The organism is Ectopseudomonas chengduensis (genome assembly GCF_900102635.1).
GTDB classification, from domain to species: Bacteria; Pseudomonadota; Gammaproteobacteria; order Pseudomonadales; family Pseudomonadaceae; genus Aquipseudomonas; species Aquipseudomonas chengduensis.
In genome coordinates this window covers 189,611-214,308 of record NZ_FMZQ01000004.1, presented here as the reverse complement: position 1 = coordinate 214,308, position 24,698 = coordinate 189,611, and the positions used below count along the sequence as shown (strand labels likewise).

The 24,698-nt window shown below is 61.5% G+C and carries 21 protein-coding genes, 1 other RNA gene and 1 pseudogene; 11 read left to right on the top strand and 12 right to left on the bottom strand.

Annotated features, from left to right (window positions below; genetic code table 11):
* Nucleotides 1-206: 206 nt before the first annotated feature.
* From BLS08_RS09280 to BLS08_RS09265, 4 genes are all read right to left on the bottom strand, one after another.
* Nucleotides 207-1,550 carry a short-chain fatty acid transporter gene (locus tag BLS08_RS09280; protein ID WP_017678068.1) on the bottom strand — a complete coding sequence of 448 codons (1,344 nt, stop codon included), beginning with the start codon at nucleotides 1,548-1,550 and terminating at the stop codon, nucleotides 207-209.
* Nucleotides 1,551-1,740: 190 nt separating this feature from the next.
* Nucleotides 1,741-2,922 (bottom strand): acetyl-CoA C-acetyltransferase, encoded by a 1,182-nt coding sequence (locus tag BLS08_RS09275; protein ID WP_017678067.1) that lies wholly within the window; start codon nucleotides 2,920-2,922, stop codon nucleotides 1,741-1,743.
* A 131-nt stretch (nucleotides 2,923-3,053) separates the two neighbouring features.
* Nucleotides 3,054-3,710 (bottom strand): CoA transferase subunit B, encoded by a 657-nt coding sequence (locus BLS08_RS09270; RefSeq protein WP_021488233.1) that lies wholly within the window; start codon nucleotides 3,708-3,710, stop codon nucleotides 3,054-3,056.
* 11 nt (nucleotides 3,711-3,721) lie between these two features.
* Nucleotides 3,722-4,420, bottom strand: coding sequence for a CoA transferase subunit A (locus BLS08_RS09265; protein ID WP_017678065.1), 699 nt, complete (start codon nucleotides 4,418-4,420; stop codon nucleotides 3,722-3,724).
* Nucleotides 4,421-4,543: 123 nt separating this feature from the next.
* Between BLS08_RS09265 and BLS08_RS09260 the strand changes: the two genes are divergently transcribed.
* Nucleotides 4,544-5,428: a LysR family transcriptional regulator gene (locus BLS08_RS09260; protein ID WP_090336393.1), complete on the top strand. Its 885-nt coding sequence runs from the start codon at nucleotides 4,544-4,546 to the stop codon at nucleotides 5,426-5,428.
* Between the two features lie 51 nt (nucleotides 5,429-5,479).
* Here the strand turns inward: BLS08_RS09260 and BLS08_RS09255 are convergent, their stop codons facing one another.
* The 3 genes from BLS08_RS09255 to BLS08_RS09245 form a co-directional block, all read right to left on the bottom strand.
* The gene (locus tag BLS08_RS09255) at nucleotides 5,480-6,073 is read right to left on the bottom strand and encodes a nucleotidyltransferase family protein (protein WP_026088685.1); all 594 of its coding nucleotides are present in this window, start codon (nucleotides 6,071-6,073) and stop codon (nucleotides 5,480-5,482) included.
* A 2-nt stretch (nucleotides 6,074-6,075) separates the two neighbouring features.
* Nucleotides 6,076-8,274, bottom strand: coding sequence for an OsmC domain/YcaO domain-containing protein (locus BLS08_RS09250; RefSeq protein WP_090336391.1), 2,199 nt, complete (start codon nucleotides 8,272-8,274; stop codon nucleotides 6,076-6,078).
* Between the two features lie 129 nt (nucleotides 8,275-8,403).
* On the bottom strand, nucleotides 8,404-9,336 hold the full coding sequence (locus tag BLS08_RS09245) for a LysR family transcriptional regulator (protein WP_090336389.1): 933 nt from the start codon (nucleotides 9,334-9,336) through the stop codon (nucleotides 8,404-8,406).
* Nucleotides 9,337-9,548: 212 nt separating this feature from the next.
* On the opposite strand from BLS08_RS09245, the gene BLS08_RS09240 reads away from it, so the two are divergent.
* The 7 genes from BLS08_RS09240 (at nucleotide 9,549) to BLS08_RS09210 (ending at nucleotide 17,032) form a co-directional block, all read left to right on the top strand.
* Complete coding sequence (locus BLS08_RS09240) at nucleotides 9,549-10,625, top strand: 4-oxalomesaconate tautomerase (protein WP_090336387.1); 1,077 nt, start codon at nucleotides 9,549-9,551, stop codon at nucleotides 10,623-10,625.
* A gap of 39 nt (nucleotides 10,626-10,664) precedes the next feature.
* Complete coding sequence (locus BLS08_RS09235) at nucleotides 10,665-11,915, top strand: OprD family porin (RefSeq protein ID WP_090336385.1); 1,251 nt, start codon at nucleotides 10,665-10,667, stop codon at nucleotides 11,913-11,915.
* Nucleotides 11,916-11,956: 41 nt separating this feature from the next.
* Nucleotides 11,957-12,937: a Bug family tripartite tricarboxylate transporter substrate binding protein gene (locus BLS08_RS09230; protein WP_090336383.1), complete on the top strand. Its 981-nt coding sequence runs from the start codon at nucleotides 11,957-11,959 to the stop codon at nucleotides 12,935-12,937.
* 48 nt (nucleotides 12,938-12,985) lie between these two features.
* On the top strand, nucleotides 12,986-13,438 hold the full coding sequence (locus BLS08_RS09225; RefSeq protein ID WP_036988643.1) for a tripartite tricarboxylate transporter TctB family protein: 453 nt from the start codon (nucleotides 12,986-12,988) through the stop codon (nucleotides 13,436-13,438).
* Nucleotides 13,439-13,442: 4 nt separating this feature from the next.
* Complete coding sequence (locus tag BLS08_RS09220) at nucleotides 13,443-14,957, top strand: tripartite tricarboxylate transporter permease (RefSeq protein ID WP_024307185.1); 1,515 nt, start codon at nucleotides 13,443-13,445, stop codon at nucleotides 14,955-14,957.
* Between the two features lie 14 nt (nucleotides 14,958-14,971).
* The gene (locus BLS08_RS09215) at nucleotides 14,972-15,901 is read left to right on the top strand and encodes a D-2-hydroxyacid dehydrogenase family protein (RefSeq protein WP_090336381.1); all 930 of its coding nucleotides are present in this window, start codon (nucleotides 14,972-14,974) and stop codon (nucleotides 15,899-15,901) included.
* A gap of 186 nt (nucleotides 15,902-16,087) precedes the next feature.
* Nucleotides 16,088-17,032 carry a LysR family transcriptional regulator gene (locus BLS08_RS09210; protein ID WP_017678054.1) on the top strand — a complete coding sequence of 315 codons (945 nt, stop codon included), beginning with the start codon at nucleotides 16,088-16,090 and terminating at the stop codon, nucleotides 17,030-17,032.
* A 41-nt stretch (nucleotides 17,033-17,073) separates the two neighbouring features.
* Here BLS08_RS09210 and BLS08_RS09205 read toward each other — a convergent pair whose 3' ends face one another.
* Nucleotides 17,074-18,282, bottom strand: coding sequence for an MFS transporter (locus BLS08_RS09205; protein ID WP_017678053.1), 1,209 nt, complete (start codon nucleotides 18,280-18,282; stop codon nucleotides 17,074-17,076).
* A 125-nt stretch (nucleotides 18,283-18,407) separates the two neighbouring features.
* On the opposite strand from BLS08_RS09205, the pseudogene BLS08_RS26490 reads away from it, so the two are divergent.
* Together BLS08_RS26490 and BLS08_RS09195 are read left to right on the top strand one after the other, a co-directional pair.
* Nucleotides 18,408-18,625 (top strand): annotated as a pseudogene (locus BLS08_RS26490) (tyrosine-type recombinase/integrase); the annotation flags it as partial.
* 149 nt (nucleotides 18,626-18,774) lie between these two features.
* The gene (locus BLS08_RS09195) at nucleotides 18,775-19,449 is read left to right on the top strand and encodes an NYN domain-containing protein (protein WP_017678052.1); all 675 of its coding nucleotides are present in this window, start codon (nucleotides 18,775-18,777) and stop codon (nucleotides 19,447-19,449) included.
* Between the two features lie 776 nt (nucleotides 19,450-20,225).
* On the opposite strand, the gene BLS08_RS09190 is transcribed toward BLS08_RS09195, so the two are convergent.
* From BLS08_RS09190 to ssrA, 3 genes are all read right to left on the bottom strand, one after another.
* On the bottom strand, nucleotides 20,226-20,501 hold the full coding sequence (locus tag BLS08_RS09190) for a hypothetical protein (RefSeq protein WP_017678051.1): 276 nt from the start codon (nucleotides 20,499-20,501) through the stop codon (nucleotides 20,226-20,228).
* A gap of 20 nt (nucleotides 20,502-20,521) precedes the next feature.
* Nucleotides 20,522-20,803: a hypothetical protein gene (locus BLS08_RS09185; protein WP_017678050.1), complete on the bottom strand. Its 282-nt coding sequence runs from the start codon at nucleotides 20,801-20,803 to the stop codon at nucleotides 20,522-20,524.
* Between the two features lie 160 nt (nucleotides 20,804-20,963).
* Nucleotides 20,964-21,355: a transfer-messenger RNA gene (ssrA, locus tag BLS08_RS09180) on the bottom strand.
* Between the two features lie 128 nt (nucleotides 21,356-21,483).
* Between ssrA and BLS08_RS09175 the strand changes: the two genes are divergently transcribed.
* Complete coding sequence (locus tag BLS08_RS09175) at nucleotides 21,484-24,399, top strand: hybrid sensor histidine kinase/response regulator (RefSeq protein ID WP_017678049.1); 2,916 nt, start codon at nucleotides 21,484-21,486, stop codon at nucleotides 24,397-24,399.
* Between the two features lie 16 nt (nucleotides 24,400-24,415).
* Here BLS08_RS09175 and BLS08_RS09170 read toward each other — a convergent pair whose 3' ends face one another.
* Nucleotides 24,416-24,661, bottom strand: coding sequence for a hypothetical protein (locus BLS08_RS09170; protein WP_017678048.1), 246 nt, complete (start codon nucleotides 24,659-24,661; stop codon nucleotides 24,416-24,418).
* Between the last annotated feature and the right edge of the window lie 37 nt (nucleotides 24,662-24,698).

Genomic DNA, 24,698 nt, shown 5'->3' with positions numbered 1-24,698 from the left:
ACAGTCGCCCGCGACTCCGACCGTTGCTCGCCTGCCTCTGCCTTGCATCGCTCTAGCTCGCGAGGCCTCACAGTGCGGTGATCGCGAGCGGGGATTCAACCGAGCAAATAGTCAGCTCGTAGGGTGGGCTTTAGCCCACCTGGGTTGGTCAGCGTGGGCCGAAGCGGATCGCCGCCCAGCCCACCCTGCAAGGCCTCGCTGCCTGGTCAGCCGAGGAAGTAGAATGCGCCGCAGATCACCACGCCCGAGTACAGCAGCATGATCAGGCAGTAGCCCATGATGTCGCGGGCGCCGAGACCGACGATGCCGAGCAGCGGCAGTGCCCAGAACGGCTGGATCATGTTGGTCCAGGCGTCGCCCCAGGCAATCGCCATGGCGGTGACGGTCGGCGAGACGCCCAGTGCCTGAGCAGCCGGCAGCATGATCGGGCCTTGCACGGCCCACTGGCCGCCACCAGACGGCACGAACACGTTGACCACGCCAGCGCTGAGGAAGGCCAGCAGCGGGAAGGTGTCAGCCGAGGACCAGGAGATGAACGCTTCGGTGATCTGCCGGCCGAGGGAAATACCGTCGGCGTTGGCGCCCATCATCATGCCCATGATCCCGGCATAGAAGGGGAACAGCAGGACGATGCCGCCGATGCCACGCACGCTCTCGTCCACCGCGCGCATGTAGCGCTCTGGGGTGCCGTGCATCAGCAGGCCGCTGAACAGGAAGATGGCGATGACCACGTCCAGGCCAAGCACGAAGCCCTTGGTGGCGAAGTGGTTGAACAGGTAGATACCGGCCATGGCCACCAGTGCCAGACCGAGGATGCGGCTGTCGTCCAGGCGCTGCGCCGGGGTTTCACGAGCCGGCAGTTCCGCACGCGATTCCACCAGTTTGGCTGGGTCGGCGATCTTGGCGCCCTGACGCGGGTGCATGGCGCGGTTGAGCAGCGGCAGGCCGATGAACAGCAGGACCACGATGGTCAGGTTCAACGGGCTGAACAGGGTTTCGGTGATGCTCACTGGATCGGTCAGCACGCCTGCGGTGATGCGCGCCAGATCCGGGCCGCCGGTGGCCATGGACAGCGGAATCGAGCCGGCCAGGCCGCCGTGCCAGACCAGGAAGCCCGAGTAGGCCGAGGCCACCAGCAGCGGGTAATCGACGCCATCGACCTTGCGTGCCAGGGCGCGGGCGAACACCGCGCCGATCACCAGGCCGAAGCCCCAGTTGACCCAGCAACCGACCAGCGCCACCAGGGTGACCATGATGATCGCCTGACCGGGTGTGCGTGCCAGGCCGGCCAGGCGGTCGAGTTGGCGATTGATGATCGGTGCGCTGGCCAGAGCGTGGCCGGTGACGAAGATCAGCGACATCTGCATGGCGAAGCCGAGCAGCGTCCAGAAACCGCTGCTCCAGTGCTGCACCATGGCCGGTAGCGATTGGCCAGTGGAAAAGATACCAGCGAGCAGCACGCCCAGAGTTAGCAAGGCGGAGAAAACGAACGGTGAGGGCAGGTACTTTTGTACCAGGCTCACGCTCATGCGGGTGAGGGTGTTGAACATGGATGACGCCTCTTTCTTATGGTTGTGTAAGGGCTTTACCAGGCATTCAGGGTTGGCTATGCCTGCGGGTTGCAGTGGATATGACAACGCTCGGCCGAGGCCGAGCGGGTGGTTGTGTTGAACCGTAGGGCGGGTGCAACCCGCCATCCCTGTAGTGGCGGGTTGCACCCGCCCTACGTTTTCTAGCTGCTCAGGCGCGCTCGATGGCCAGTGCCACGCCCTGGCCGCCACCGATGCACAGCGTGGCAAGGCCTTTCTTGACATCGCGGCGGATCATCTCGTGCAGTAGGCTGACCAGCACGCGGCAGCCCGAGGCGCCGATGGGATGGCCGAGGGCGATGGCGCCGCCGTTAACGTTGACCTTGTCGGCATCCCAGCCCAGCTCTTGGCCGACCGACAGCGCCTGGGCCGCGAAGGCTTCGTTGGCTTCGATCAGGTCCAGGTCGGCCAGGCTCCAGCCGGCCTTGTCCAGGCAGCGACGGGTGGCCGACACCGGGGCGATGCCCATGATCGCCGGGTCGACACCGGCATTGGCATAGCCTTTGATCTTCGCCAGTACCGGCAGACCCAGCGCCTGCGCCTTGGCCGCGCTCATCAGCAGCACGGCAGCGGCGCCGTCGTTGAGGCTGGAGGCGTTGCCGGCTGTAACGCTGCCGTCTTTCTTGAATGCGGGTTTGAGCTTGGCCAGGGATTCGGCTGTGGTGCCGGCGCGCGGCTGCTCGTCACGGGCGAAGGCGATAGGGTCGCCCTTGCGCTGCGGGATCAGCACTGGAGTGATCTCGGCATCGAAGCGACCGGCCTCGATGGCGGCCACGGCCTTTTGTTGCGATGCAGCGGCGAAGGCGTCCTGGGCTTCACGGCTGATACCGTATTTCTCCACCAGATTCTCGGCGGTGATGCCCATGTGGTAGTCGTTGAAGGCGTCCCACAGGCCGTCGACGATCATGCTGTCGAGCATCTGCGCGTGGCCCATGCGCAGGCCGGTGCGGGCCTTGGGCAGCACGTAGGGCGCCAGGCTCATGTTCTCCATACCGCCGGCGATGATCACCTCGGCGTCACCGCAGCGAATGGCCTGGGCAGCCAGGTGCAGGGCTTTCAAGCCCGAGCCACAAACCTTGTTCAGGGTCATGGCCGGTACGGCATGGGGCAGGCCGGCACGAATGGCGGCCTGGCGCGCGGGGTTCTGGCCACTGCCTGCGGTAAGCACCTGGCCAAGGATCACTTCATCGACCTGGGCTGCGTCGAGACCGGTCTGCTCCAGCAGGCGCTTGATGACGATGGCGCCGAGTTCCGGCGCAGGAATCTCGGCCAGGCTGCCCTGGAAGCTGCCGATGGCGGTGCGGGTGGCGGCAACGATGACGACGTCTTGCATGGGAAATCCTCTTGGCGCGGTAGGGCGGAAAAAGCTTCGCGGATGAATCCGCTCCTACAGGGTGTAGGACATAGCCAAAAAAACGCTCTGTAGGCGCCGTGCGTGGTGGCGCCTACAGAACGGTAGACAACTTAGAAGCTCATTTCCGGTACGTGTTCGGGGACGATCAGCTTGCCGGCGGTCTTGGCGACGATTTCCTCGACGCTCACGCCCGGTGCGCGCTCGCGCAGGATGAAGGCGTTGTCCTCGATCTCCAGGTAGGCCAGATCGGTCAGCACCTTGCGAATGCAGCCGCAGCCGGTCAGCGGCAGACTGCAATGCTCCAGCAGCTTGGATTCGCCGTCCTTGGACGCGTGGGTCATGGTAACGATGATGTTGTCGGCGCCGGCCACCAGGTCCATGGCGCCGCCCATGCCCTTGACCAGCTTGCCGGGGATCATCCACGAGGCGATATTGCCGCGCACGTCTACCTCAAAGGCGCCGAGCACGGTGAGGTCGACGTGGCCGCCACGGATCATGGCGAAGGACTGCGACGAGTCGAAGATCGCCGCGCCCTTGATCGCGGTGACGGTCTGCTTGCCGGCGTTGATCATGTCGGCGTCCACTTCTTCTTCGGTGGGGAAGGCGCCCATGCCGAGCAGGCCGTTCTCTGACTGCAGCATCACCTGCATGCCTTCGGGTACGTAGTTGGCCACCAGGGTGGGAATGCCGATGCCGAGGTTGACGTAGAAGCCGTCCTGCAGCTCGCGGGCGACGCGCTGGGCCATTTGTTCACGGGTAAGAGCCATGGTCTTTCTCCTCAGGCGCGCAGCGTGCGTTTTTCGATGCGTTTCTCGAAGTTGCCGCAGATCAGCCGGTCGACGTAGATGCCGGGGGTGTGAATCTGCGTCGGGTCGAGTTCACCGGGTTCGACGATCTCCTCGACCTCGACCACGGTGATGCGCCCGGCAGTGGCGACCACCGGGTTGAAGTTCTGCGCGGTGTGGCGGTAGACCACATTGCCGAAGTGGTCGGCTTTCCAGCCCTTGACGATGGCGAAGTCGCCGGTGATGGCCGGCTCGAGGATGTAGTGGCGGCCGTTGATTTCGCGCGCTTCCTTGCCTTCGGCGACCGGGGTGCCATAGCCGGTAGCGGTGAAGAAAGCGGGGATGCCGGCGCCGCCAGCGCGCAGCTTCTCGGCCAGGGTGCCTTGCGGGGTGAGTTCGACTTCCAGCTCGCCGGAGAGCAGTTGCTGTTCGAACAGGGCGTTCTCGCCGACGTAGGAGGCGATCATCTTGCGGATCTGCCGGTCTTCCAGCAGCACGCCGAGGCCGAAGCCATCGACGCCGCAGTTGTTGGACACCACGGTCAGATCGCGCACGCCACGACGGCGGATCTCGGCGATCAGGTTCTCGGGGATGCCGCACAGGCCGAAACCGCCGGCCAGTACGGTCATGCCGTCCTGTAGGCCGTCCAGGGCTTCTGCATAGCTGCCGACGCGTTTGTCGAGTCCGCTCATTCGAGGCTGCCTCTCTTTTGTCGTTATGGGGCAGGAGCACTGCCAGGCTGCGGTCAAGCTTCAGTGCTGCGAGCTTATTTGTTAAGTTTGTTTTTCCTCTTGATTGATCAGGTAAATAAATCAATGACCGTCAAGCAGCTACGCGCCTTTCTCGCCGTGGCGCAAAGCCTGAGCTTCGCCCAGGCCTGCGAACGCCTGCATCTGTCGCAGCCGGCGCTGAGCCTGGCGATCAAGAATCTGGAGCAATCGCTCGGTGGCCAGTTGCTGGTGCGCACCACCCGTAGCGTGGCGCTGACGCCCGAGGGCGAGACGTTGCTGCCGATTGCCGTGCGCCTGCTGGCCGACTGGGACAATGCCGAGGACCTGCTGCGCCAGCACTTCACTTTGCAGATGGGCAAGGTGGCGGTAGCAGCCATGCCCTCGTTCGCCGGTAACCGCCTGCCGGCGGCGTTGCGCGCCTTTCGCGACGCCTACCCACGGGTCAACGTGGCGGTGCACGACGTGATCAACGAGCAGGTGATGGAGATGGTGCGCGACGGTCGCGTCGAGCTGGGTATCGCCTTCGAGCCGGCGACCCTCGACGGCCTGCAGTTCACCCCGTTGTACGAGGACCGTTTCGTTGCCGTGGTGCCGGCAGCCAGCAATCTTGCCGACCACGAAGCGCTGACCTGGGCGCAACTGCTGGAACAACCCTTCATCACCCTGCAACGGCCTTCGGCGGTACGCCTGCTGCTGGAAGACAGCGTGACCTCCAGCCACGGCAAGCTGCCGGTAGCGTTCGAAAGTCATCAGTTGGTCACGGTCGGGCGCATGGTTGCCGAAGGCCTCGGCGTCAGCGCCGTGCCGCAACTGTGCCGGCAGCAGATGGAAGAGCTGGGCGCCCGCTGCCTACCGCTGAGCGAGCCACAGGTGTCGCGTCGCGTCGGCCTGCTGCACCAGGCCGGGCATCAGCTATCCAGCGCGGCGCAGGCGTTGAGTGAGGTGCTGCTGCATCAGGCCGGGCAGTAGGGCGGGTGAAACCCGCCGCCTGCGTTGTGGCGAGTGAACCCCTTGGCGGACCTATAACTGAGACAGGTCTGCCGGGGTGTCGATGTCCTGCAGTACGCCAGGATCGTTCAGCTCGACGATGCGCACAGCCTCGGGGTGCTGCTGCAGCACCGGCTTGGCGCCGGCATCGCCGTTCAGCGTCGCGAGCTGCGGCCAGAAAGCGCGGCCGAACAGCACCGGGTGGCCGCGTTTGCCCTGGTAGCTGGGCAGCACGATGGCGTTCGCGCTGGCGTGAGCGAACAGGGTTTCCAGGCTGTCGCGGCGAATCGCCGGCATATCGGCGAGAAAGATCGCCACTGCCTCGGCGCCGGATTCGGCCAGTAGTCGCTCGGCGCCTACCGCCAGGCTGTGGCCCATGCCCTGGGCGGTGGCCGGGTTCTGCACGATACGCACACCCGTCGGCAGATCCAGCGCTGCTGGCGCTTCGTCCGGGCGTAGCACCAGCCAGACCTCTTCCAGCATCGAGCAGGGCAGTGCCAGGCTGGCGCTGAGCAACGAGCGGCCGTCGGCGAGTTCCAGCCGGCGCTTGTCGGCACCGAAGCGGCGGCTATAACCGGCCGCCAGCATCAGCGCTGCGACTCTGTGGGTTGGGCGCTCGCTGACCATGTTCAGCCGGCCAGCCCGGCTGCTTTGGCGCGCGCAGCGTGCAGTTTCTTGTAGCTGTCGATCAGGCGCAGGTGCTTGTCCAGGCCTTCGAGTTTCATGCTGGTCGGCGTCAGGCCATGGAAGCGCACGCTGCCGTCCACCGAGCCGATCACTGCATCCATGCGCTCGTTGCCGAACATACGGCGCAGGTTGTGCTCGTAGTTGGCCAGCTCCAGCTCGTCGTCCAGCTGGATCTCCAGCACGGCGTTGACCGCCTGGTAGAACAGGCCGCGCTCGACGGTGTTGTCGTTGTACTGCAGGAAGGCCTCGACCAGCTCCTTGGCATCGTCGTATTTCTTCAGCGCCAGGTTGATCAGCAGCTTCAGCTCGAGGATGGTCAGCTGGCCCCACACCGTGTTGTCGTCGAACTCGATGCCGATCAGCGTGGTGATATCGGTGTAGTCGTCGACCTCGGTGTTGTTGAGGTTGCGCAGCAGCGACTTCAGTTCGCGGTCGCTCAGGCTGTGCAGGTTGAGGATGTCCTTGCGGAACAGCAGCGCCTTGTTGGTGTTGTCCCAGATCAGATCCTCGACCGGATAGATTTCCGAGTAGCCCGGCACCAGGATGCGGCAGGCGTTGGCGCCGAGATCGTCATAGGTGGCCACGTAAACCTCCTTGCCCATGTCCTCGAGGATGCCGAACAGGGTCGCGGCTTCCTGCTCATTCGAGTCGCTGCCTTCGCCGGAGAAATCCCATTCGACGAATTCGAAGTCCGGCGTGGCGCCGAAGAAGCGCCAGGACACCACGCCGCTGGAGTCGATGAAGTGCTCGACGAAGTTGTTCGGCTCGGTCAGCGCCAGGCTGTCGAAGGTCGGCTGCGGCAGGTCGTTGAGGCCTTCGAAGCTGCGGCCCTGCAGCAGTTCGGTGAGGCTGCGCTCCAGCGCCACTTCCAGGCTCGGGTGCGCTCCGAAGGAGGCGAATACGCCGCCGGTGCGCGGGTTCATCAGGGTTACGCACATCACCGGGAATTCACCGCCGAGGGAAGCATCCTTCACCAGCACCGGGAAGCCTTGTTCCTCCAAGCCCTTAATGCCGGCGACGATGCCCGGGTACTTGGCCAGCACTTCCTGCGGCACGTCCGGCAGGCACAGCTCGCCTTCGAGGATCTCGCGTTTCACCGCCCGCTCGAATATCTCCGACAGGCACTGTACCTGGGCTTCGGCCAGGGTGTTGCCGGCGCTCATGCCGTTGGACAGATACAGGTTCTCGATCAGGTTGGACGGGAAGTACACCGTCTCGCCGTCGCTCCTGCGCACGAATGGCAGCGAACAGATGCCGCGCAGGGTGTTGCCCGAGTTGGTGTCATACAGGTGCGAGCCGCGCAGTTCGCCATCCGGGTTGTAGATAGCCAGGCAATGCTCGTCGAGGATTTCCTCGGGCAGCGCATCCTTCGGGCCCGGCTTGAACCAGCGCTCGTTGGGGTAGTGGACGAACTCGGCGCTGGCGATGTCCTCGCCCCAGAACTGGTCGTTGTAGAAGAAATTGCAGTTCAGCCTCTCGATGAACTCGCCCAGGGCCGAGGCCAGTGCGCTTTCCTTGGTCGATCCTTTGCCGTTGGTGAAGCACAGGTTCGACTGCGCGTCGCGAATGTGCAGCGACCAGACGTTGGGCACGATGTTGCGCCAAGAGGCGATCTCGATCTTCATGCCGAGGTCCGCGAGGATGCCCGACATGTTGGCGATGGTCTGCTCCAGCGGCAGATCCTTGCCCGGGATGTAGGTGGTGGTGTCACTCACCGGCATCAGCAGCGCCTGGGCATCGGCGTCGAGGTTGTCGACTTCCTCGATGATGAATTCGGGGCCCTGCTGCACCACCTTCTTCACGGTGCAGCGGTCGATGGAGCGCAGGATGCCTAAGCGATCCTTCTCGGAAATGTCCGCCGGCAGCTCGACCTGGATCTTGAAGATCTGCGCGTAGCGGTTCTCCGGGTCGACGATGTTGTTCTGCGACAGGCGAATGTTCTCGGTGGGAATGTCGCGCGTCTGGCAGTACAGCTTGACGAAGTACGCCGCGCACAGCGCCGAGGAGGCCAGGAAATAGTCGAACGGCCCCGGCGCCGAGCCATCGCCCTTGTAGCGAATCGGCTGATCGGCAATCACCGTGAAGTCATCGAACTTGGCTTCGAGGCGAAGGTTGTCGAGAAAGTTGACCTTGATTTCCATGGGGCAATACCAGCGAGCGAAACAAAATGGCGGCCATTATCCGGGTTTTCGGCGGCCTGTCTTGCTCGGTGGTTGCTGATGAAAGCGCGTCGGACCGGCGGCGAGTGCGACGCCGGCCCAAGAGATAGCTCAGCTTTCGAGTTCGGCAGGGTTACTGGTGCCGATGGAGGTGTAGCTCGGCCATTGCCGCAGCAGGGTTTCGACGAACTGTTCGGCTGCCGGCGACAGCGAAGAGCCGCGGCGGCGTACCAGGCCCAGCGTACGACTGATCACCGGATCGACCAGTGGCCGGCTGACCAGAATCGGATGATCCTCGGCCGGCATCGCCAAGCTGGGGAGGGCGGCGATGCCCAGGCCGGCCTCGACCATGCCGAGTGATGTCGACAGATGCTGCACCTCATAGAACCAGCTCGGGCGCCAGTCGAGATGGGCCAGGCCGTGATCGAGCAGCACGCGGTTGCCACTGAGGCGGCCGACGCCGATCAGACGGTAGTCGCTGAGCTCGCGCCAGGCCACTTCCGCTTGCTTGGCCAGGGGATGATCGCGCCGGCAGGCGAGCACGAAAGGCTCGTTGACCAGCGGCGTGAAGTCGATCTCTGCGCTCTGCCCACTCTGCATGTTGATGCCGAAATCCGCTTCGCCGCGAATAACCGCTTCTAGCCCTTCATGGGCGCTGAGGTCGAGGATACGGATGCGGATCTTCGGGTACTGCAGGTTGAAGGCGCGGATCACCGTCGGCAGGAAGTAGAAGGCCGCCGTCGGGATGCAGGCGAGGGTGACCTGGCCGGACTGGCGCTCGGCCAGTTCGCGGATACCGAGGATCGAGCGCTCGAAGTCGTCCAGCAGGCGCTGCGCCTTGGGCAGGAAATCCCGGCCCACGGCAGTCAGGCTGACCCGACGCGTGGTGCGATCCAGCAACTGGATGCCGAGGCTTTCTTCCAGTTTCTGCATGCGCCGGGTCAGGGCCGGCTGGGACAGGTGGATGGCGTTGGCGGCCTCGTGAAAGTTGCCGAACTCGGCGATTTTCACGAAAGCGCGGATGTCTTGCAGTTCGTAATTCATGCGCTTGGGTTATCAGTCGTGCGTATTTTTGTTTGAAATTTACCAATGAACCCTAGTCTTTCGGCTTAGGACTGGCAAGCGAGGAAATACTCACATGCATTAATGCGTTAAATGGAATAAATATCAAAATATATGCATTTTACAGAATAAATATCCGCTCCCCATAATCGACGCAAAGCAACAATCACTGGTTTTATTGCGTTGGAGGCATCATGCGGACGGTACCTTGTGTACTCATGCGAGGCGGTACTTCGAAAGGGCCGGTCTTTCTGGCCAATCACCTGCCCACGGACCCGCAACAGCGCGACGAGGTATTGCTCAGCCTGATGGGATCGGGCCATGAGCTGGAAATCGATGGTATCGGCGGCGGCAGCCCGCAGACCAGCAAGGTGGCGATCGTCAGTCGTTCGCCGCATCCGGATGCGGATGTCGACTACCTGTTCGTGCAGGTCATGGTCACCCAGCGCCGCGTCGACACCGCGCCCAACTGCGGCAACATGCTCTGTGCCATAGGTCCTTTCGCCATCGAGCACGGCCTGGTCAATGCCGGCTCGCCGATGACGCGGGTGCGCATTCGCAACCTCAATACCAACACCTTCGTCGATTCCGACGTGATGACCCCCAATGGCCGCGTGCGCTATGACGGCGACACCGCCATCGACGGCGTACCTGGCACTGCCGCGCCGATCAAGCTGACCTTCCTCAATGCCGCTGGTGCCAAGACTGGTCGCCTGCTGCCCACCGGCCGCATGCGTGACGAGTTCGATGGCGTCGTCGCCACCTGTATCGACATGGCCATGCCGATGGTGCTGATGCATGCCGAGGCGTTGGGCAAAACCGGCTACGAGTCGCCTGCCGAGCTGGATGCTGACAGCGCGTTTCTCCAGCGCCTGGAACGCATTCGCCTGCAGGCCGGCCTGGCCATGGGGCTTGGCGACGTGTCGCAGATGGTCATCCCCAAGCCGGTGCTGCTGGCACCTGCACGCCACGGCGGCACGCTGAGCGTGCGCTATTTCATGCCGCATACCTGCCACCGCTCGGTCGCCGCCACCGGCGCCATTGGTCTGGCCACCGCCTGTGCACTGCCCGGCAGCGTTGCCCAGGACATAAAGCCCATCGAAGGCGAGGCGCTGGTGCGTCTGGAGCATCCGGGCGGGCAGATCGAGGTTTCCCTGCAGCCTGCCGCGGATGGCAACCCCGAAAAACTGCGCGCCTCGCTGGTGCGCACGGCCCGTCGCCTGTTCTCGGGTGAGGTGTACATCCCCAGCCTGAGGCGCACCGGCAGCTGATTTCGCTTCACCACAACCACACCCGTAGGGCCAGTCACAATGATAAGAACAAGATCCCTCAGTTGCTCCGTCGTCGGTATGACGGTCATGGCGCTGCCTGCTGTCGGTGCCAGCGCTGCCGGTTTCATCGAGGACAGCAAGGCCAGCCTGGAGCTGCGCAACTTCTACCTCAACCGCGACTTTCGCGAGAATGCCGGGCAGAACAAGCGCGAAGAATGGGCGCAAGGCTTCATCCTCAACCTGGAGTCCGGCTACACCCAGGGCACCGTCGGTTTTGGTGTCGATGCCATCGGCATGCTGGGTCTGAAACTCGACTCCTCGCCTGATCGCAGCGGTACCGACCTGCTGCCGCGCGACAGCAAGAATCGCCCCGAGGATGACTACAGCAAGCTCGGTGTGACCGGCAAGGTGCGTTTTGCCGAGAGCCAGCTGCGCGTGGGTACGCTGCTGCCGAAGATGCCTTACCTGCAGTACAGCAATTCACGTCTGCTGCCACAGGTGTTCGAAGGCTGGCAGCTGCAGAGCAAGGATCTCGAACGCGCCACCTTCACCCTGGGTGAGATCGACCGCGTGGTGCAGCGTAATGTCTCCGGCTCCGACAAGCTGACGCTGAACAACAAGAACGGCCGTTTCGGCGGCAGCCCGGAAAGTGATGAATTGCGTTTCGGCGGTGTCGACTATGCGATCAACCCGCAGTTGCTCGGCAGTTATCACTACTCAGAACTGAGCGACGTCTATCGCCAGCACTTCCTCGGCGTGCAGCACAATCTGGCGCTGGGCGCCGGCAAGCTGAAAAGCGACCTGCGCTACTTCAACAACACCGAGGCCGGACGGAAACTGGTGGGCGACATCGACAACCAGGTCATCAACGCCATGTTCACCTACAGCGTCGCAGGCCATGCACTGGGCCTGGCTTATCAAAAGATGCTTGGCGACGATGGCTTCACCTATGTCGACGGGGCCACGCCTTACCTGACCAACTTCCTGCAGATCAACGACTTTGCCGGCCCTGACCAGCGTTCCTGGCAATTGCGCTACGACTTCGACTTCGCCAGCGTCGGCGTACCGGGCCTGACCTTCATGACCCGCTACGTGCGCGGTGACCAGGTCGACCTGGCGGCAGGCGAAGGGCGTGAGTGGGAGCGCAACACCGATATCGCCTACGCCTTTGGCGATGGCCCGCTGAAGAATCTCAAGGTGACCTGGAGAAATGCCACCTACCGATCGAGCTTCGTCCGTGATCTGGACGAGAATCGCCTGATCCTGAGTTATATCGTGCCGCTCTGGTAATGCATCGGCTGTACATACAAGACCAATAAGAGGAACCCATCATGATCACCTGCTCTCTGCGCCACATTCTGCCGCTGTCTTTCGCCGTATTGCTTGCCAGTGGCTCGGTACTGGCTGGCGAACCCTCCCGTCCGGAGTGCATCGCCCCAAGCAAACCAGGCGGCGGTTTCGACCTGACCTGCAAGCTGGCTCAGGCTGGTTTCAAGGATGAAGGCCTGCTCAAATCGCCGATGCGTGTTACCTACATGCCGGGCGGCATCGGCGCCGTGGCCTACAACTCCATTGCCGCCAACCGCCGTGCCGAACCCGGCACCCTGGTGGCCTTCTCCGGCGCCTCGCTGCTCAACCTGGCGCTGGGCAAATACGGTCGTTTCGACGAGACCGCGGTGAAGTGGCTGGCCACCGTTGGTAACGATTACGGCACTTTGGCGGTACGTGAGGATTCTCCCTACAAGAACCTCGATGATGTGGTGCAGGCGCTGAAGAAAGACCCGAAAAGCATCGTGGTTGGTGGCGGCGGCAGTGTCGGCGGCCAGGGCTGGGTGAAAATCGCTCTGTTGGCCCGCGCTGCGGGTGTCGATCCGCGCGAGCTGCGTTACGCGGCTTTCGAGGGCGGCGCCGAGCACTACATGGCGCTGATGGGCGGCCATGTGGACCTGGTCACCGGCAGCGCCAGTGAGATCCGTGCGCAGCAGGGCAACAAGATCCGCACCCTGGCGGTCTTCAGCGAAGAGCGTCTCGGCGGCGATCTGGCCTCGATCCCCACCGCACGCGAGCAGGGCTACGAGATCCAGTGGCCGCTGATTCGCGGCTACTTCCTCGGTCCTGACGTGAAAGAGCAAGACGTGGCCTGGTGGCATGCGCAGTTCGACAAGCTGAATGCCTCCAAGGACTTCCAGACCTACCTGGCTGACCGTGATGTGCTGCCTGACTACGTCACCGGCCCGAAGCTGGAACAACTGGTCAAGGCGCAGGTGCAGGAATACCGCAAGCTGGGCGAAGAGTTCGGCCTGGTTGAGTGATAGACCCATGCGCCGTCTTTGCGCGGCGCATCGCTGCGGAGCAACATCATGCATGATCGTATCTTTGCGGGGGTGACCCTGCTGCTTTGCTGCATCCTGGGTTTTTTCGCCTGGAGTTACAGCGCCCCGTTTTCCTACGAGCCGGTCGGGCCCAAGGCCTTCCCGCTGCTGCTGTTACTGCTGATCGCCTTCGGCTGCCTGCAACTGCTGCTGCAGCCGGCTGGTGACGTGCAAGGCGAAGAGCCGCCCCTGAACCGCGAAGTGATGGTCAAGGCGCTGGTTTTTCTCGGCCTGATGATCGGCTACGCCGTGCTTTTCGAGAGCATCGGCTTCATCCCCGCCAGCGTGCTGTTCGGCATCGGCATGGCGCGTCTGTATGGCGGCAGCTGGCTGCACAGCCTGATCAGTGGCGTGGTATTGGCCATCGGCCTCTATCTGCTGTTCGACAAGGCGCTGGCCGTACCGCTGCCGCTTGGCATCCTTTTGTCCCTGGAGAGCTGAACCCATGGATACTCTCGGTTATCTCAGCCATGGCTTCGGCGTGGCGCTGAGCCCCTACAACCTGGTCACGGCCCTGTGCGGGACCCTGATCGGCACCGTCGTTGGCCTGCTGCCGGGTCTTGGTCCGATCAACGGCGTGGCCCTGCTGATTCCCGTTGCCTTCGCGTTGGGGCTGCCACCGGAAACCGCGCTGATCCTGCTGGCGGCGGTGTACCTGGGCTGCGAATACGGCGGCCGTATTTCCTCGATCCTGCTGAACATTCCGGGTGAGGCATCCGCCGTGATGACCACCCTCGATGGCTACCCGCTGGCTCGTCAAGGCCAGGCCGGTGTCGCGCTTTCCCTGTCGGCCTGGAGTTCGTTCATCGGCGGCCTGATCGCTACCGCTGGCGTCGTACTGTTCGCGCCGCTGCTGGCCAAGTGGGCGGTGGCGTTCGGCCCCGCCGAATATTTTGTGCTGATGGTCTTCGCCATCACCTGTCTGGCCGGGATGGCCGGCAACAAACCCCTGAAAACCGCCGTCGCCGCGCTGATCGGCCTGCTGCTTTCCTGCGTGGGTATCGACGCCAACAGCGGCGTATATCGCTTCACCTTCGGCAGCCTGGGGCTGGCCGATGGCATTCAGTTCGTGGTCCTGGTGCTGGGGCTGTTCTCGGTCAGCGAACTGCTGGTGCTGCTGGAACGCACCCACCACGGGCAGAAGGCGATCAAGGCCAGCGGGCGCATGCTGTTCAGCCTGAAGGAGGGCGGCTTCGTCCTGGCCACCAACCTGCGCAGCGGCGTGGTCGGCTTCGTCCTCGGCGTGCTGCCGGGTGCCGGTGCGACCCTGGCCAGCGCGGTGTCGTACATGAGCGAGAAGCGCATGGCGGTGAAGGACAACAAATTTGGCAACGGCGACCTGCGCGGCCTGGCCGCACCGGAAACCGCCAACAGCGCAGCTGCCTGCGGCTCCATGGTGCCGATGCTGACTCTCGGCGTGCCGGGGTCGGGCACTACAGCAGTGATGCTCGGCGCCCTGACGCTGTACAACATCACGCCGGGGCCGCTGCTGTTCCAGAACCAGCCGGATATCGTCTGGGGGCTGATCGCCTCGCTGTTCGTCGCCAACGTCATGCTGATCATCATGAACGTGCCGATGATCAAGGTCTTCACCAAGGTGCTGGCCGTGCCTTACTGGGCGCTGGTGCCGGCAGTGGCGATCATCACTGCCATCGGCGTGTATGCGGTGCACGCGACCACCTTCGACCTGTACCTGATGATCGCCATCGGCATCTTCGGCTACGTCATGCGCAAGCTGGATTTCCCGCTGTCGGCGATCCTGCTCGGCTTCATCCTCGGCGGCATGATGGAGCAGAACCTGCGTCGCGCACTGTCCCTGTCCAGCGGTGATCTCGGTATCCTCTACGCCAGCCCGATCACCTGGGTGGTCTGGGCGCTGGTGGCGGTGATGATCGTGCTGCCATTCTGGCGCGCCTGGCGTGCGCGCCGTCAGCAGAGCCCCGTGGCCAGCGAGGCCTGATTCGGAGACTTGGCATGCGTATCGTGATACCGGATGACTATCAGCACGTCGTGCAACAGCTCGATTGCTTCGGGCTGTTGGAGGGCTTCGATGTTCGCGTGTATCACGATGCCGTCAGCGATCCGGACGTACTGGCCGAGCGTTTCGCCGATGCCGACGCGCTGGTGCTGACCCGCGAGCGCACGCGTATCGACGCTGCGTTGCTGGCACGCTTGCCCAAGCTGAAGCTGATCAGCCAGACCGGGCGAGCCGGTCCGCATCTGGATGTGGAGGCCTGCCGCGAGCGCGGCGTGACCGTCGCCGAGGGCACCGGCTCGCCTATCGCGGCGGCCGAGCTGACCTGGGCGCTGATCCTCAATGCCCGGCGTCAGCTGCGCGAGGCCATGAACGGCCTGTACGCCGGGCACTGGCAGGTCAACCTGGGCCAGCGTCTGTATGGCCAGACGCTGGGCATCTGGGGCTACGGCAAGATCGGCCAGCGCCTGGCACGTTATGCACGAGCCTTCGACATGCAGGTGCTGGTATGGGGCAGCGAGGCCTCGCGCCAGGCCGCCATTGCTGATGGATACGAGGCTGCGCCGACGCGCGAAGCCTTCTTCGAGCAGGCCGACGTGCTCAGCCTGCACCTGCGACTGGTGCCCGCCACCCGGCATTGCGTAAGCGCAGCCGATCTGGCGCGGATGAAGCCTGACGCCCTGCTGGTCAACACAAGTCGCGCCGAGCTGATCGCTCCGGGGGCGCTGCTTGACGCGCTGGATCTTGGCCGTCCTAGTCAGGCGGCGCTGGATGTTTTCGAGCAGGAGCCGATCCTGCAGGCCGATCATCCGCTGCTGACTCATCCGCGCATTCTCTGTACGCCGCATCTGGGCTACGTCGAAAAGCACAGCTACGAAGCCTACTTCGGCGAGGCCTTCGCCAATGTCAGGGAATTTGCGCAAGGATAATGTTCTGACCACTGGGGTAAGGAGCATCAGCGCAGCTGCCTGGCCCGCCTTGATGTTCTCTCGAGTACGACGGACCAATTTCTACTGTGTCTGCAGTGTGCTTTTCGAGCGAAGCACCGATTGAGATGCAGGCCTCTGCCAGGTATTTCGGTAGGATCGTACCTGGGTTCAGAAATGGAGATAGGGATGCATTCATCCGAGCGGCTGAAGGGGATCGATGTCTTTGTTGCCGTCGCTGATTTTGGCAGCTTCAGTGCTGCTGCCGAACGCCTCAATCTCACCGGCTCTGCCGTCAGCAAAAGCGTGGCACGGCTGGAGGAGCGTCTGGGCGCGCGGCTATTCAATCGCACCACCCGCTCGCTGGCGCTGACCGATGCAGGAGTCCTGTTCTACAGGACGTGCACATCGGTTCTGTCCGAGCTCGAAGAGGTCGAACATGCGCTGGTCAGTCAGGAGCACGAGCTCCATGGCAAAGTCCGTATAGACCTGCCGGCCTCCTATGGTCGTCTCCATGTACTGCCATTGATCATGGATTTTGTACGCCTGCACCCCATGCTTCAGCCGCATATATCGTTCACTGATCGGTTTATCGATCCTGCTTACGAGAGCATCGATATCGTCGTACGAATCGGTGGCCCGGATACCTGGCCGGCCAATCTGGGTCATGAGTACTTTGGTGCGCAGCGCCTGATCTTCTGCGCCTCACCGGACTACGTGCAGCGCTATGGCTATCCTGAAAACCAACATGATCTGGATAACCACCAGTGCATCGGTTACCTGCAGAGTGATGGCTTGGTCAGCTCCTGGTTTTTCAGGGGGGCGCGGCCGGGAGAGATGGAGCGCCGAGCGGTACAAACGCGAATTGCCGTGGGGGACGGTGAGGGGGAGGTGGCGGCGGTGCTTGCAGGGCACGGTATCGGGCAGTTACCGACCTGGCTTACGCAGCGCCACATCGAACAGGGAACGCTCGTCGAAGTGTTGCCGGACCTGGCTACGGATGGCTTGCCCATGCATTTGATCTGGCTGAAAAATCGCGAAAACGCAGCCAAGGTCAAAGCTCTTCTGGATTACCTGCGTCCCCGGCTTACACCGCATGGCATGCGAACCTCGGCAGATAAGGCGGAGCACTGATTACGCCGAACCATGCTCCGCATTGACCAGAACCGACGCCTTCAGGTCGCAGGTGCCCGCTCCTGCCGGGACGCCAACTTATGTACCAGCGGCACCAACATCAGAGCCATGACGGCGATAGCCGCAGCAGCATAGCCAAGATACTCGATCCCCTGATTGGCTATGGTCATGCCGCCGACAATGGCGCCAATACCGATGCCTGCATTCGCTGCCGACACGTTGGTGGTGCCCGCCAGTGCCTTGGAATGGGAGACCGAACTCATGACACGGACCTGGCTGACCGGATAAAGAGCGGTATTGGCAATGCCCCACAGGCCCAGCGCAGCGCAGAAAATCAGACCCATATGCGCGAATGGAACAACCGCAGTCATGCCAATCGCCAGCAGAAGCAAAAAGAGCACGCTGGCCTTGATCGGCGATCTATCGATCGCCTTGCCGCCAATCCAGTTGCCTATCAGGCCGACTGCGCCGAATGCCATCAGCCACCAGCCGATATTTTCCGGATGCACGCCCGCCACGCGCTCCAGGATGTCGGCGAGGTAGGTGTAGGCGGTGAACATGGCGCTGAACACGACGATGGAAAGCAGCACATTCGAAAGGAAATAGGGTTCCTTGAAAATCTTCGCTTGCTGCAGAAAGTCCACCTTGGCAGTGCGGGATACGGCAGGCATGAAGGCCAGGATTGCCAGCGCCATGATCAGCGATAAGCCGGCGAGCAACCAGAATGCGCCCCTCCAGCCAAGCGCATTCGACACCAGGGTGCCCAGCGGAATGCCCAGTAGCATCGCGGCAGAGATGCCCAGGTAAACATTCGCTATCGCCTGACCCGCTTTCTCGGGGCCGGCCAGTTGCCCCGCGGTTTCACTGGCGGTACCCCAGAAAACGGGCAGGGCCAATGCAGGCACCAGGCGCGCTACGGCAAGAAGCCAAAAGCTGTCCGACACCGCCGCAAGAGCGTTTGATGCGGCGAAAATCAGCAGAATGGCCACGAACAGCTTCTTTCGATCAAGATGAGAAAGCATTGCTGTCAGCGGTGGCCCAAAAATCATCACCGTGAAGGCAAACAGAGTCACCAGTTGGCCTGCCATCGAGATGGAAATGTCCAAGTCTCGGGCAAGAGCAGGCAGAAGGCCGATGATCAGGAACTCAGTGGTGACGATGAGAAAGGCGGAAAATGCCAGGATGGCGACGCTAAGGCCGGCGCCTCGTTGCGAGCGGACAGATTGAGAGGCTGATTCATAAACAGACATGGGCGGAGCTCCGGTAAGAACGGCCGCGAGTCTATTGATTATTTTTGTTCTTATTTTTGGCATTTATTCAATTTATTAATGAATAAAATTCGTTAATTGGTGGTGGCAACCTGAGCGCTGCCAGGACGACCATCCACCTGCCGAAAGGCCAGGCCGCCCATGCTATGTGACACACCTTCGCCAGCCACTTCATGCAGAAGGGCGGGAACATCCTCACGCTACAGAAATCCTGGGCCACTCCAGCTTGGCCATGACCATGCGTTATGCTCACCTTGCACCCGAGCATTTGGCTGAGGCTTTGAGGTTGAGCCCGCTTTCAGGGCTTGAGTTGGTTGGTGTTTGATTGTGTTGGTTCGTGTTGCCGGAAACGCATATTTGCGGGATAATACTTTCACGACTCAACCCTTGGCGGGCCGATTCAGTTCAGCCTTAGCCTCGGGTGAAGAAACCGGCCCATAAAGCCGGTTTTTTCGTTTCTAGGGATAGGGCATTGTGCGTACAGCTTTCTTCGTAGACGGCTACAACCTCTATTACGGCGTCCTGCATGGCTCCGACCACAAGTGGTTGGATCTGACTGCGCTGCTTGCCGAGATCTTACGGATCCAGGAACCGTCGGCCGAACTGGTCTCCGTCGATTACTTCACCTCTCCTGTCATCGCCAGGCTTGCGACTCGTGGCCAGGTCTCCAACGATGCGCAGAATCGCTATATCCGCGCTTTGCAAGCGAGAGGTGTCTCGGTCACGCTCGGTACACACCGGCTGGCGAAGGGCTATGCGCCCAGGTACCTCGATGGTCAGAAGCCTTCCAGGCAAGATCAGGTAGCGATTTGGCAGCTCGAAGAGAAAGAGACGGACGTTAACCTGGCTCTAGGCATGTATCGGGCAGCATGCCGGTCTGCGGATCTGCAGCTGGATCAGATCGTGCTGGTATCGGGCGACACTGACCTGGCGCCTGCTCTCGCTGCCATTCGCTCGGACTTCCCGCACATCCGCATTGGCGTGATTCTTCCGCACCGTCACGAACAGCGGGATCCGCCGGGATCACTGAAAGAGCATGCCCACTGGATCCGCCGGCACATTCCCGAGTCTGAACTTGCGGCTTTCCAGCTCCCGCTAAAGGTGCCACTTCCCAGGAAGCCAGCCATCGTCAAACCGGATTATTGGTAGCCTGATCCTGCTGTGACACTTTCGGGATGGGTTGACCACTACACCCGCTACAAGGTTGCCGGAGCTGTAGCGTTTCTACCGGTGTCGGGAGAGGGTGAGAAGAAGCTAAGCGTATCGATCAACCAGATCGATTGTGGTGGGCACTATGTCTCCGATTGCGCCGTTTCCATTCTGGTTGAAACCGGGGCAGGCCATCGGGAGGTTATTAATAGCCAGCGATTCAACGGCTACCCACTGAGCTCAGCTCTTGATAAAGCGCTGGATGATGCAGCTGCCAGGATCAGAATAACCGCCGGGCTTCTGGACTACCTTGTTGGGCGTCCATAAGGTTTTTGGCGAGGGTTGCTAGTGGAATGACTCGGGCCTTATGGGCTTTAGTCATTCCTTTCGCTGGCCTGCAAGGATGGTGGTTTCGTAATGATCCCTTGTCCGCTTGAGCAGGTTGCTGGAGATGAATGTCGATGCGCTACTCGCACCTCGCCCCGGAACATCTGGCCGAGGCGGTGAGGTTGAGTCCGTTGGCAGGGCACATCCTTCGTTCTCACTAGATTGCCATGCCCTTCATTTCTAGCTTGGGCTTCATGCTTTGTAGCTCTGGCTGTCAGCGAACGACCCAACGCTGTCGCTCGTCAACGGTAGGTATCAGCCCAAGGCAGCCCTTCATTCAGGACTACTTCTGGCTTTTTGCAGAGCCTACGAAGTGAGTTCGATTCAAGGCTGGTATTTTATACAGTCCAGATAGCCTACTCCTCCACAATGTCCCGGTACCACTTCTGTTAATCGTCGCATAAAGGTTGTGTTGCAGAATCCTCTGAAATTGACTGAGCCTTTCGTTCCCGACGCCGGCAAAGCCAGTTGCGGATGTCTCGAACAATCATGCATATCGCACCAATGACTGTCAGCAGAACGAACGCACCAACAAACTGAGCGAGAAGTATGCCGCCGTTGTAGGCCACTGCTCGGTTGCCTTGTTCAAAGCTTGCGAGCACCGGGCCTTGCGCCGCCATAAGGCAGCTCAAAGAAAGTACGCGGCTGAACGTTAAGTATTCCATGTTGTGCCTCCTTGCGATGGTCAAATCAGCCAGCGGTACTGCTTGCGCTTAGGGAATGCCATTCTGACCGCGACCGCGATCAGCACCAGACCAATGATGGCCGAAACACTGGCGAATCCAATGCTGAGCTGGATAGCTGATGCAAACTCTTCGGGATTGTGCTCCGCGTTGTACCAAGCCGAAGGTGAGCCGCGGTGCCCGGCGATATAGACGGAGCCGCTTGATATATCCAGAAAGACGGAAACGCCAACACCGATGCCTAGCAGCAGGAAGAAAAAGCCGAGAATCAGAACACTGAACATAAATAATCACCTCCTGACATCGCGTTCTGCTCACTCACTGGTGATCGTTCAATCAGCAGCTCTTGATTGAAGGGTGACACTTTCGGGGCATTCGCTGCCCCTGAAAACACAAAACCCCTGAAATTCTCTAGGAAAATCAGGGGTTTATGCTTGCTTCAATTGGTGGAGCCGGGGGGATTTGAACCCCCGTCCGCCAGTTCTCCACTGTCGGTACTACATGCTTAGCCGTGTCTATTGAGTTAACCCTCAGCCGCCCGACGGGCAGGGTGCATTGGGCGAGTTGTGTAAGTTTTAGCCACTTCGTCCACAACGTACTACGCGGCGATCCTGTTCTGCATGACAATCACTTCAGGTTTACAGGCATCCCCTAGTGATCGCTGGAGCCGAAGCTACCAGAAGGACTAGTCGCGCCGCTTACGCAGCGAGAGCGTAGCCCTCGTAGTTTTCGTCATTGGCAACTATAGAAAGTTGCAACAGTTGATTTACGACTTCTGTTACCAAGTCGGCATGCACCTCGAGCTTCGCTACCGGCGTCGAATCCTAATCGGCCCCAAAACTTTTCGGTTACAGATAGGACGTCGAGTGTACGGCAAAGGTTCCTCAGCGTCGACTGCGGATTCCATCGCGGGAAGCTATGATGGCGCCTCGCATCTGCCTGCGTCCTCTGCAAAGGAGCTGTAATGCCGAGTTCTAGCCGCTACCCTCTACGTCAGTGGATCTGGCGAGCGTTCGTGCAAAGCGCGCTGATCCCGCTGATTCTGGTGGAGTCGGTGCTGATCGCGGTGTATCTGTTGAGCAATCAGGCGATTCGTGACGCGCAGATCGAGCATCTGCAGGAAACAGCCGTGAAAGATCTGGCCAGCGCCGCGTTGCGCGAAGCGCAGATCATCGACGGGCGGCTGCGCTCTATCGAGTCGCTGGTGCAGGTGTACCGCGACGGTGCTCTCAAAGCGCTGCTCGATACCCGTTTCCAGGCCGATGAGCTTGAGCGCCAACGCCATGCGGTCACTGACAGTGGCGTGTTCTATACCCGCAGCGATGACGGGCGCGCAGCATCCTTCTATGCCAACAGCACGCCACTTGCTCAGCAGGATCACGCCAAGGTCATGCGCCTGTCGCAACTCGATCCGCTGATGCGTTCGATCAAGCAGGCGAGCCCGCTGGTAGCGGCGCTGTATTTCAATACCTGGGACAGCTACAACCGCATCTATCCCTGGTTCGATACGCCCGCGCAGTATCCCCACGACATGGTGATACCCGATTACAACTTCTATTACCTCGCCGACGCCAAGCACAACCCGCAGCGCAAGGTGATGTGGACCGAGGTTTACCTCGACCCCGCTGGCCTGGGCTGGATGATGTCGGCCATCGCCCCGGTGTATCGCGAGGACTTTCTCGAAGGCGTGGTCGGTCTCGACGTGACCGTGGGCCAGATACTGGGCGAGATTGCCGAACTCAACGTGCCCTGGCAGGGCTACGCGATGCTGGTCAGTCATGACCACAACATCATGGCGTTGCCGAAGGCAGGGGAGCTGGATTTCGGTCTGCGTGAGCTGACCCAGTACTCCTACGAAGAGGCTGTGCGCCGTGAGGTACTCAAGCCCGAGGACTTCAACCTGGCCAAGCGTGAGGGCATGGAGCCATTGCTGCAGGCGATGAACGCGGGCAATGGCAACGTGCAGGAGGTGCTGCTCGGCGGCCGCAAGCAACTGGTGGCCTGGAGCGAAATACCGCAAACCGGCTGGCGCTTGCTGCTGGTGGTGGACGAGGAGCAGATTTTCCAGGAAACCAACCAGTTGGCCGAGCGTTACATGCAGATCGGCTACCTGCTGATCGCCGGTCTGGCAGCGTTCTATCTGCTGTTTTTCGCCCTGATGTGGCTGCGTTCGCGCAAGCTGAGCAAGCAGCTGGCCGAGCCCATCGATGGCATCGTCGACATGGCGACCAGCCTGGGGCAGGGCAAATATTTGCCAGCAGTGCCGGACAGTCATATCGCCGAGGTCAGTCGCCTGGCTGACGCCGTGCAGCAGGCCGGCAAGCAGCTCAAGGCCAGCGAGCATGAGCGGCAGGAGGCGCAAAGCATTCTGCAACTGGTGCTGGAGAGTACAACTGAAAGTCTCTGGCAGATCGACACTACTGATCTGACCATCGATCTCAGCGAGCGCTTCGTTCGGCGATTTGGCCTGGGTGCGAATCACTTGACGCTGAGCGAGTTCAACCAGCGCGTACACCCCGATGATCTGGAACGTCTGCGTCACCTGCGCAAGCTATTCGCTGACAGTGGCGAGGAGTACTTCGACGCCGAGTACCGCTATCTCGATTGCCGCGGTGATTACCTCTGGCTGCTCAGCCGTGGCAAGGTCCTGGCACGTGACGCGAGCGGCTGGCCGCTGCGCATTGCCGGCACGCACGTCGACATCACTCGGCTCAAACAGGTGCAGGAAGAACTGCGCCACGCCAGCCTTGAAGCGCTTGCGGCCAGCCAGGCCAAGAGTCGCTTTCTGTCGAGCATGAGCCACGAACTGCGCACGCCGCTCAACGCCATCCATGGCTTCGCCCAGTTGATCGAGATGGAGGTGCAGGACAAGCAGGGCGCCAAACTGGAGACCGATTACGCGCGCGAAATTGTCACCGCCAGTCGCCATCTCACTTCATTGGTCGACGACATTCTCGATCTGTCGAGCATCGAGAGCCGGCGTCAGCAGCTGCAGTTCCAGCCGATCGAAATCGGTGCGCTACTCAACGGTTGTGCCGAGCTGGTGCAGCCCGAAGTGCAGCAGAAACAGTTGCAACTGCAGGTGATGGAGGCAGCCAATCCGCCCTTGTTCGTACAGGGCGACCCGCGCCGGGTACGGCAGATTCTGCTCAACCTGCTGTCCAATGCGATCAAGTACAACAGCCCGCGCGGCATGATCCGCATGGGCTACGAGGTGCGTGCCGATTGTGTGCGGTTGTGGGTTGATGACACTGGACCGGGGCTTTCCAGCGAGCAGCAGGCGCAGCTGTTCCAGCCTTTTCAGCGTCTCGGCCGGGAGAGCTCGAATATTCCCGGTACCGGCATCGGGCTGGTGCTCTGTCGTGAGCTGGCCACGCTGATGGACGGCGAAATCGGCGTGCGTAGCGAGCCTGGTGTCGGTAGTCGTTTTTGGCTCGACATCCCCAGTGCGGCCAGCCCTGATGTGTTCGGCGACGAGACTGCCGAGGTGCCGGCGCAGGCCGTGAAAAGTCTGGTGCAGGTACTGTGCGTGGAGGATCATCCCGCCTGCATGAAGATCCTGCAGGCATCGTTGCGTGAGTTTGCCGAAGTCAGGGGCGTGAGTTCATGCCAGCGGGCATTGGCCGAATTGCAGGAAAGTGAGCCGGCACTGGTGTTGCTGGATATCGACCTGCCTGACGGCAATGGGCTGGATATTCTCGACGCCATGCGCGCTGAGCCGCGTTTGCGTGATGTGCCGGTGATGGTGATCAGCGCGGTGGCCGATGCACGGTTGTTCGAGGATGCCAAAGCGCGCGGCGCTTCGGCCTGCCTGAGCAAACCGGTGGATCTGCAGGAGGTGCGTCAGGTCGCGCTGGGCTTGCTGTACAGCGGTTATTGAGCAAGCCCAGCGTGATTCATTCGCTGGCGGCCAGCAGGTCGAGGGCTTCGCCCAGCACCTTGACCGACTCGACATGATCACCGGCCTTGTGCAGGGCTTCACCTTCGGCGCGCAGCTCCTGCACCTTGGCCAGCACCTCTGGGTCGGCAGGCGGATCGCTTTGCAACAATGCATCGATCTTGGCCATATCCTGCGGGCAATGCATGGCCCACAGTGGCAGGCTGATCAGGGTTGCGGCGAGAAACATGAGCGTGCGACGCATGATGACTCTCCTGAAACGGGTTAGGGGAATCTCAGTA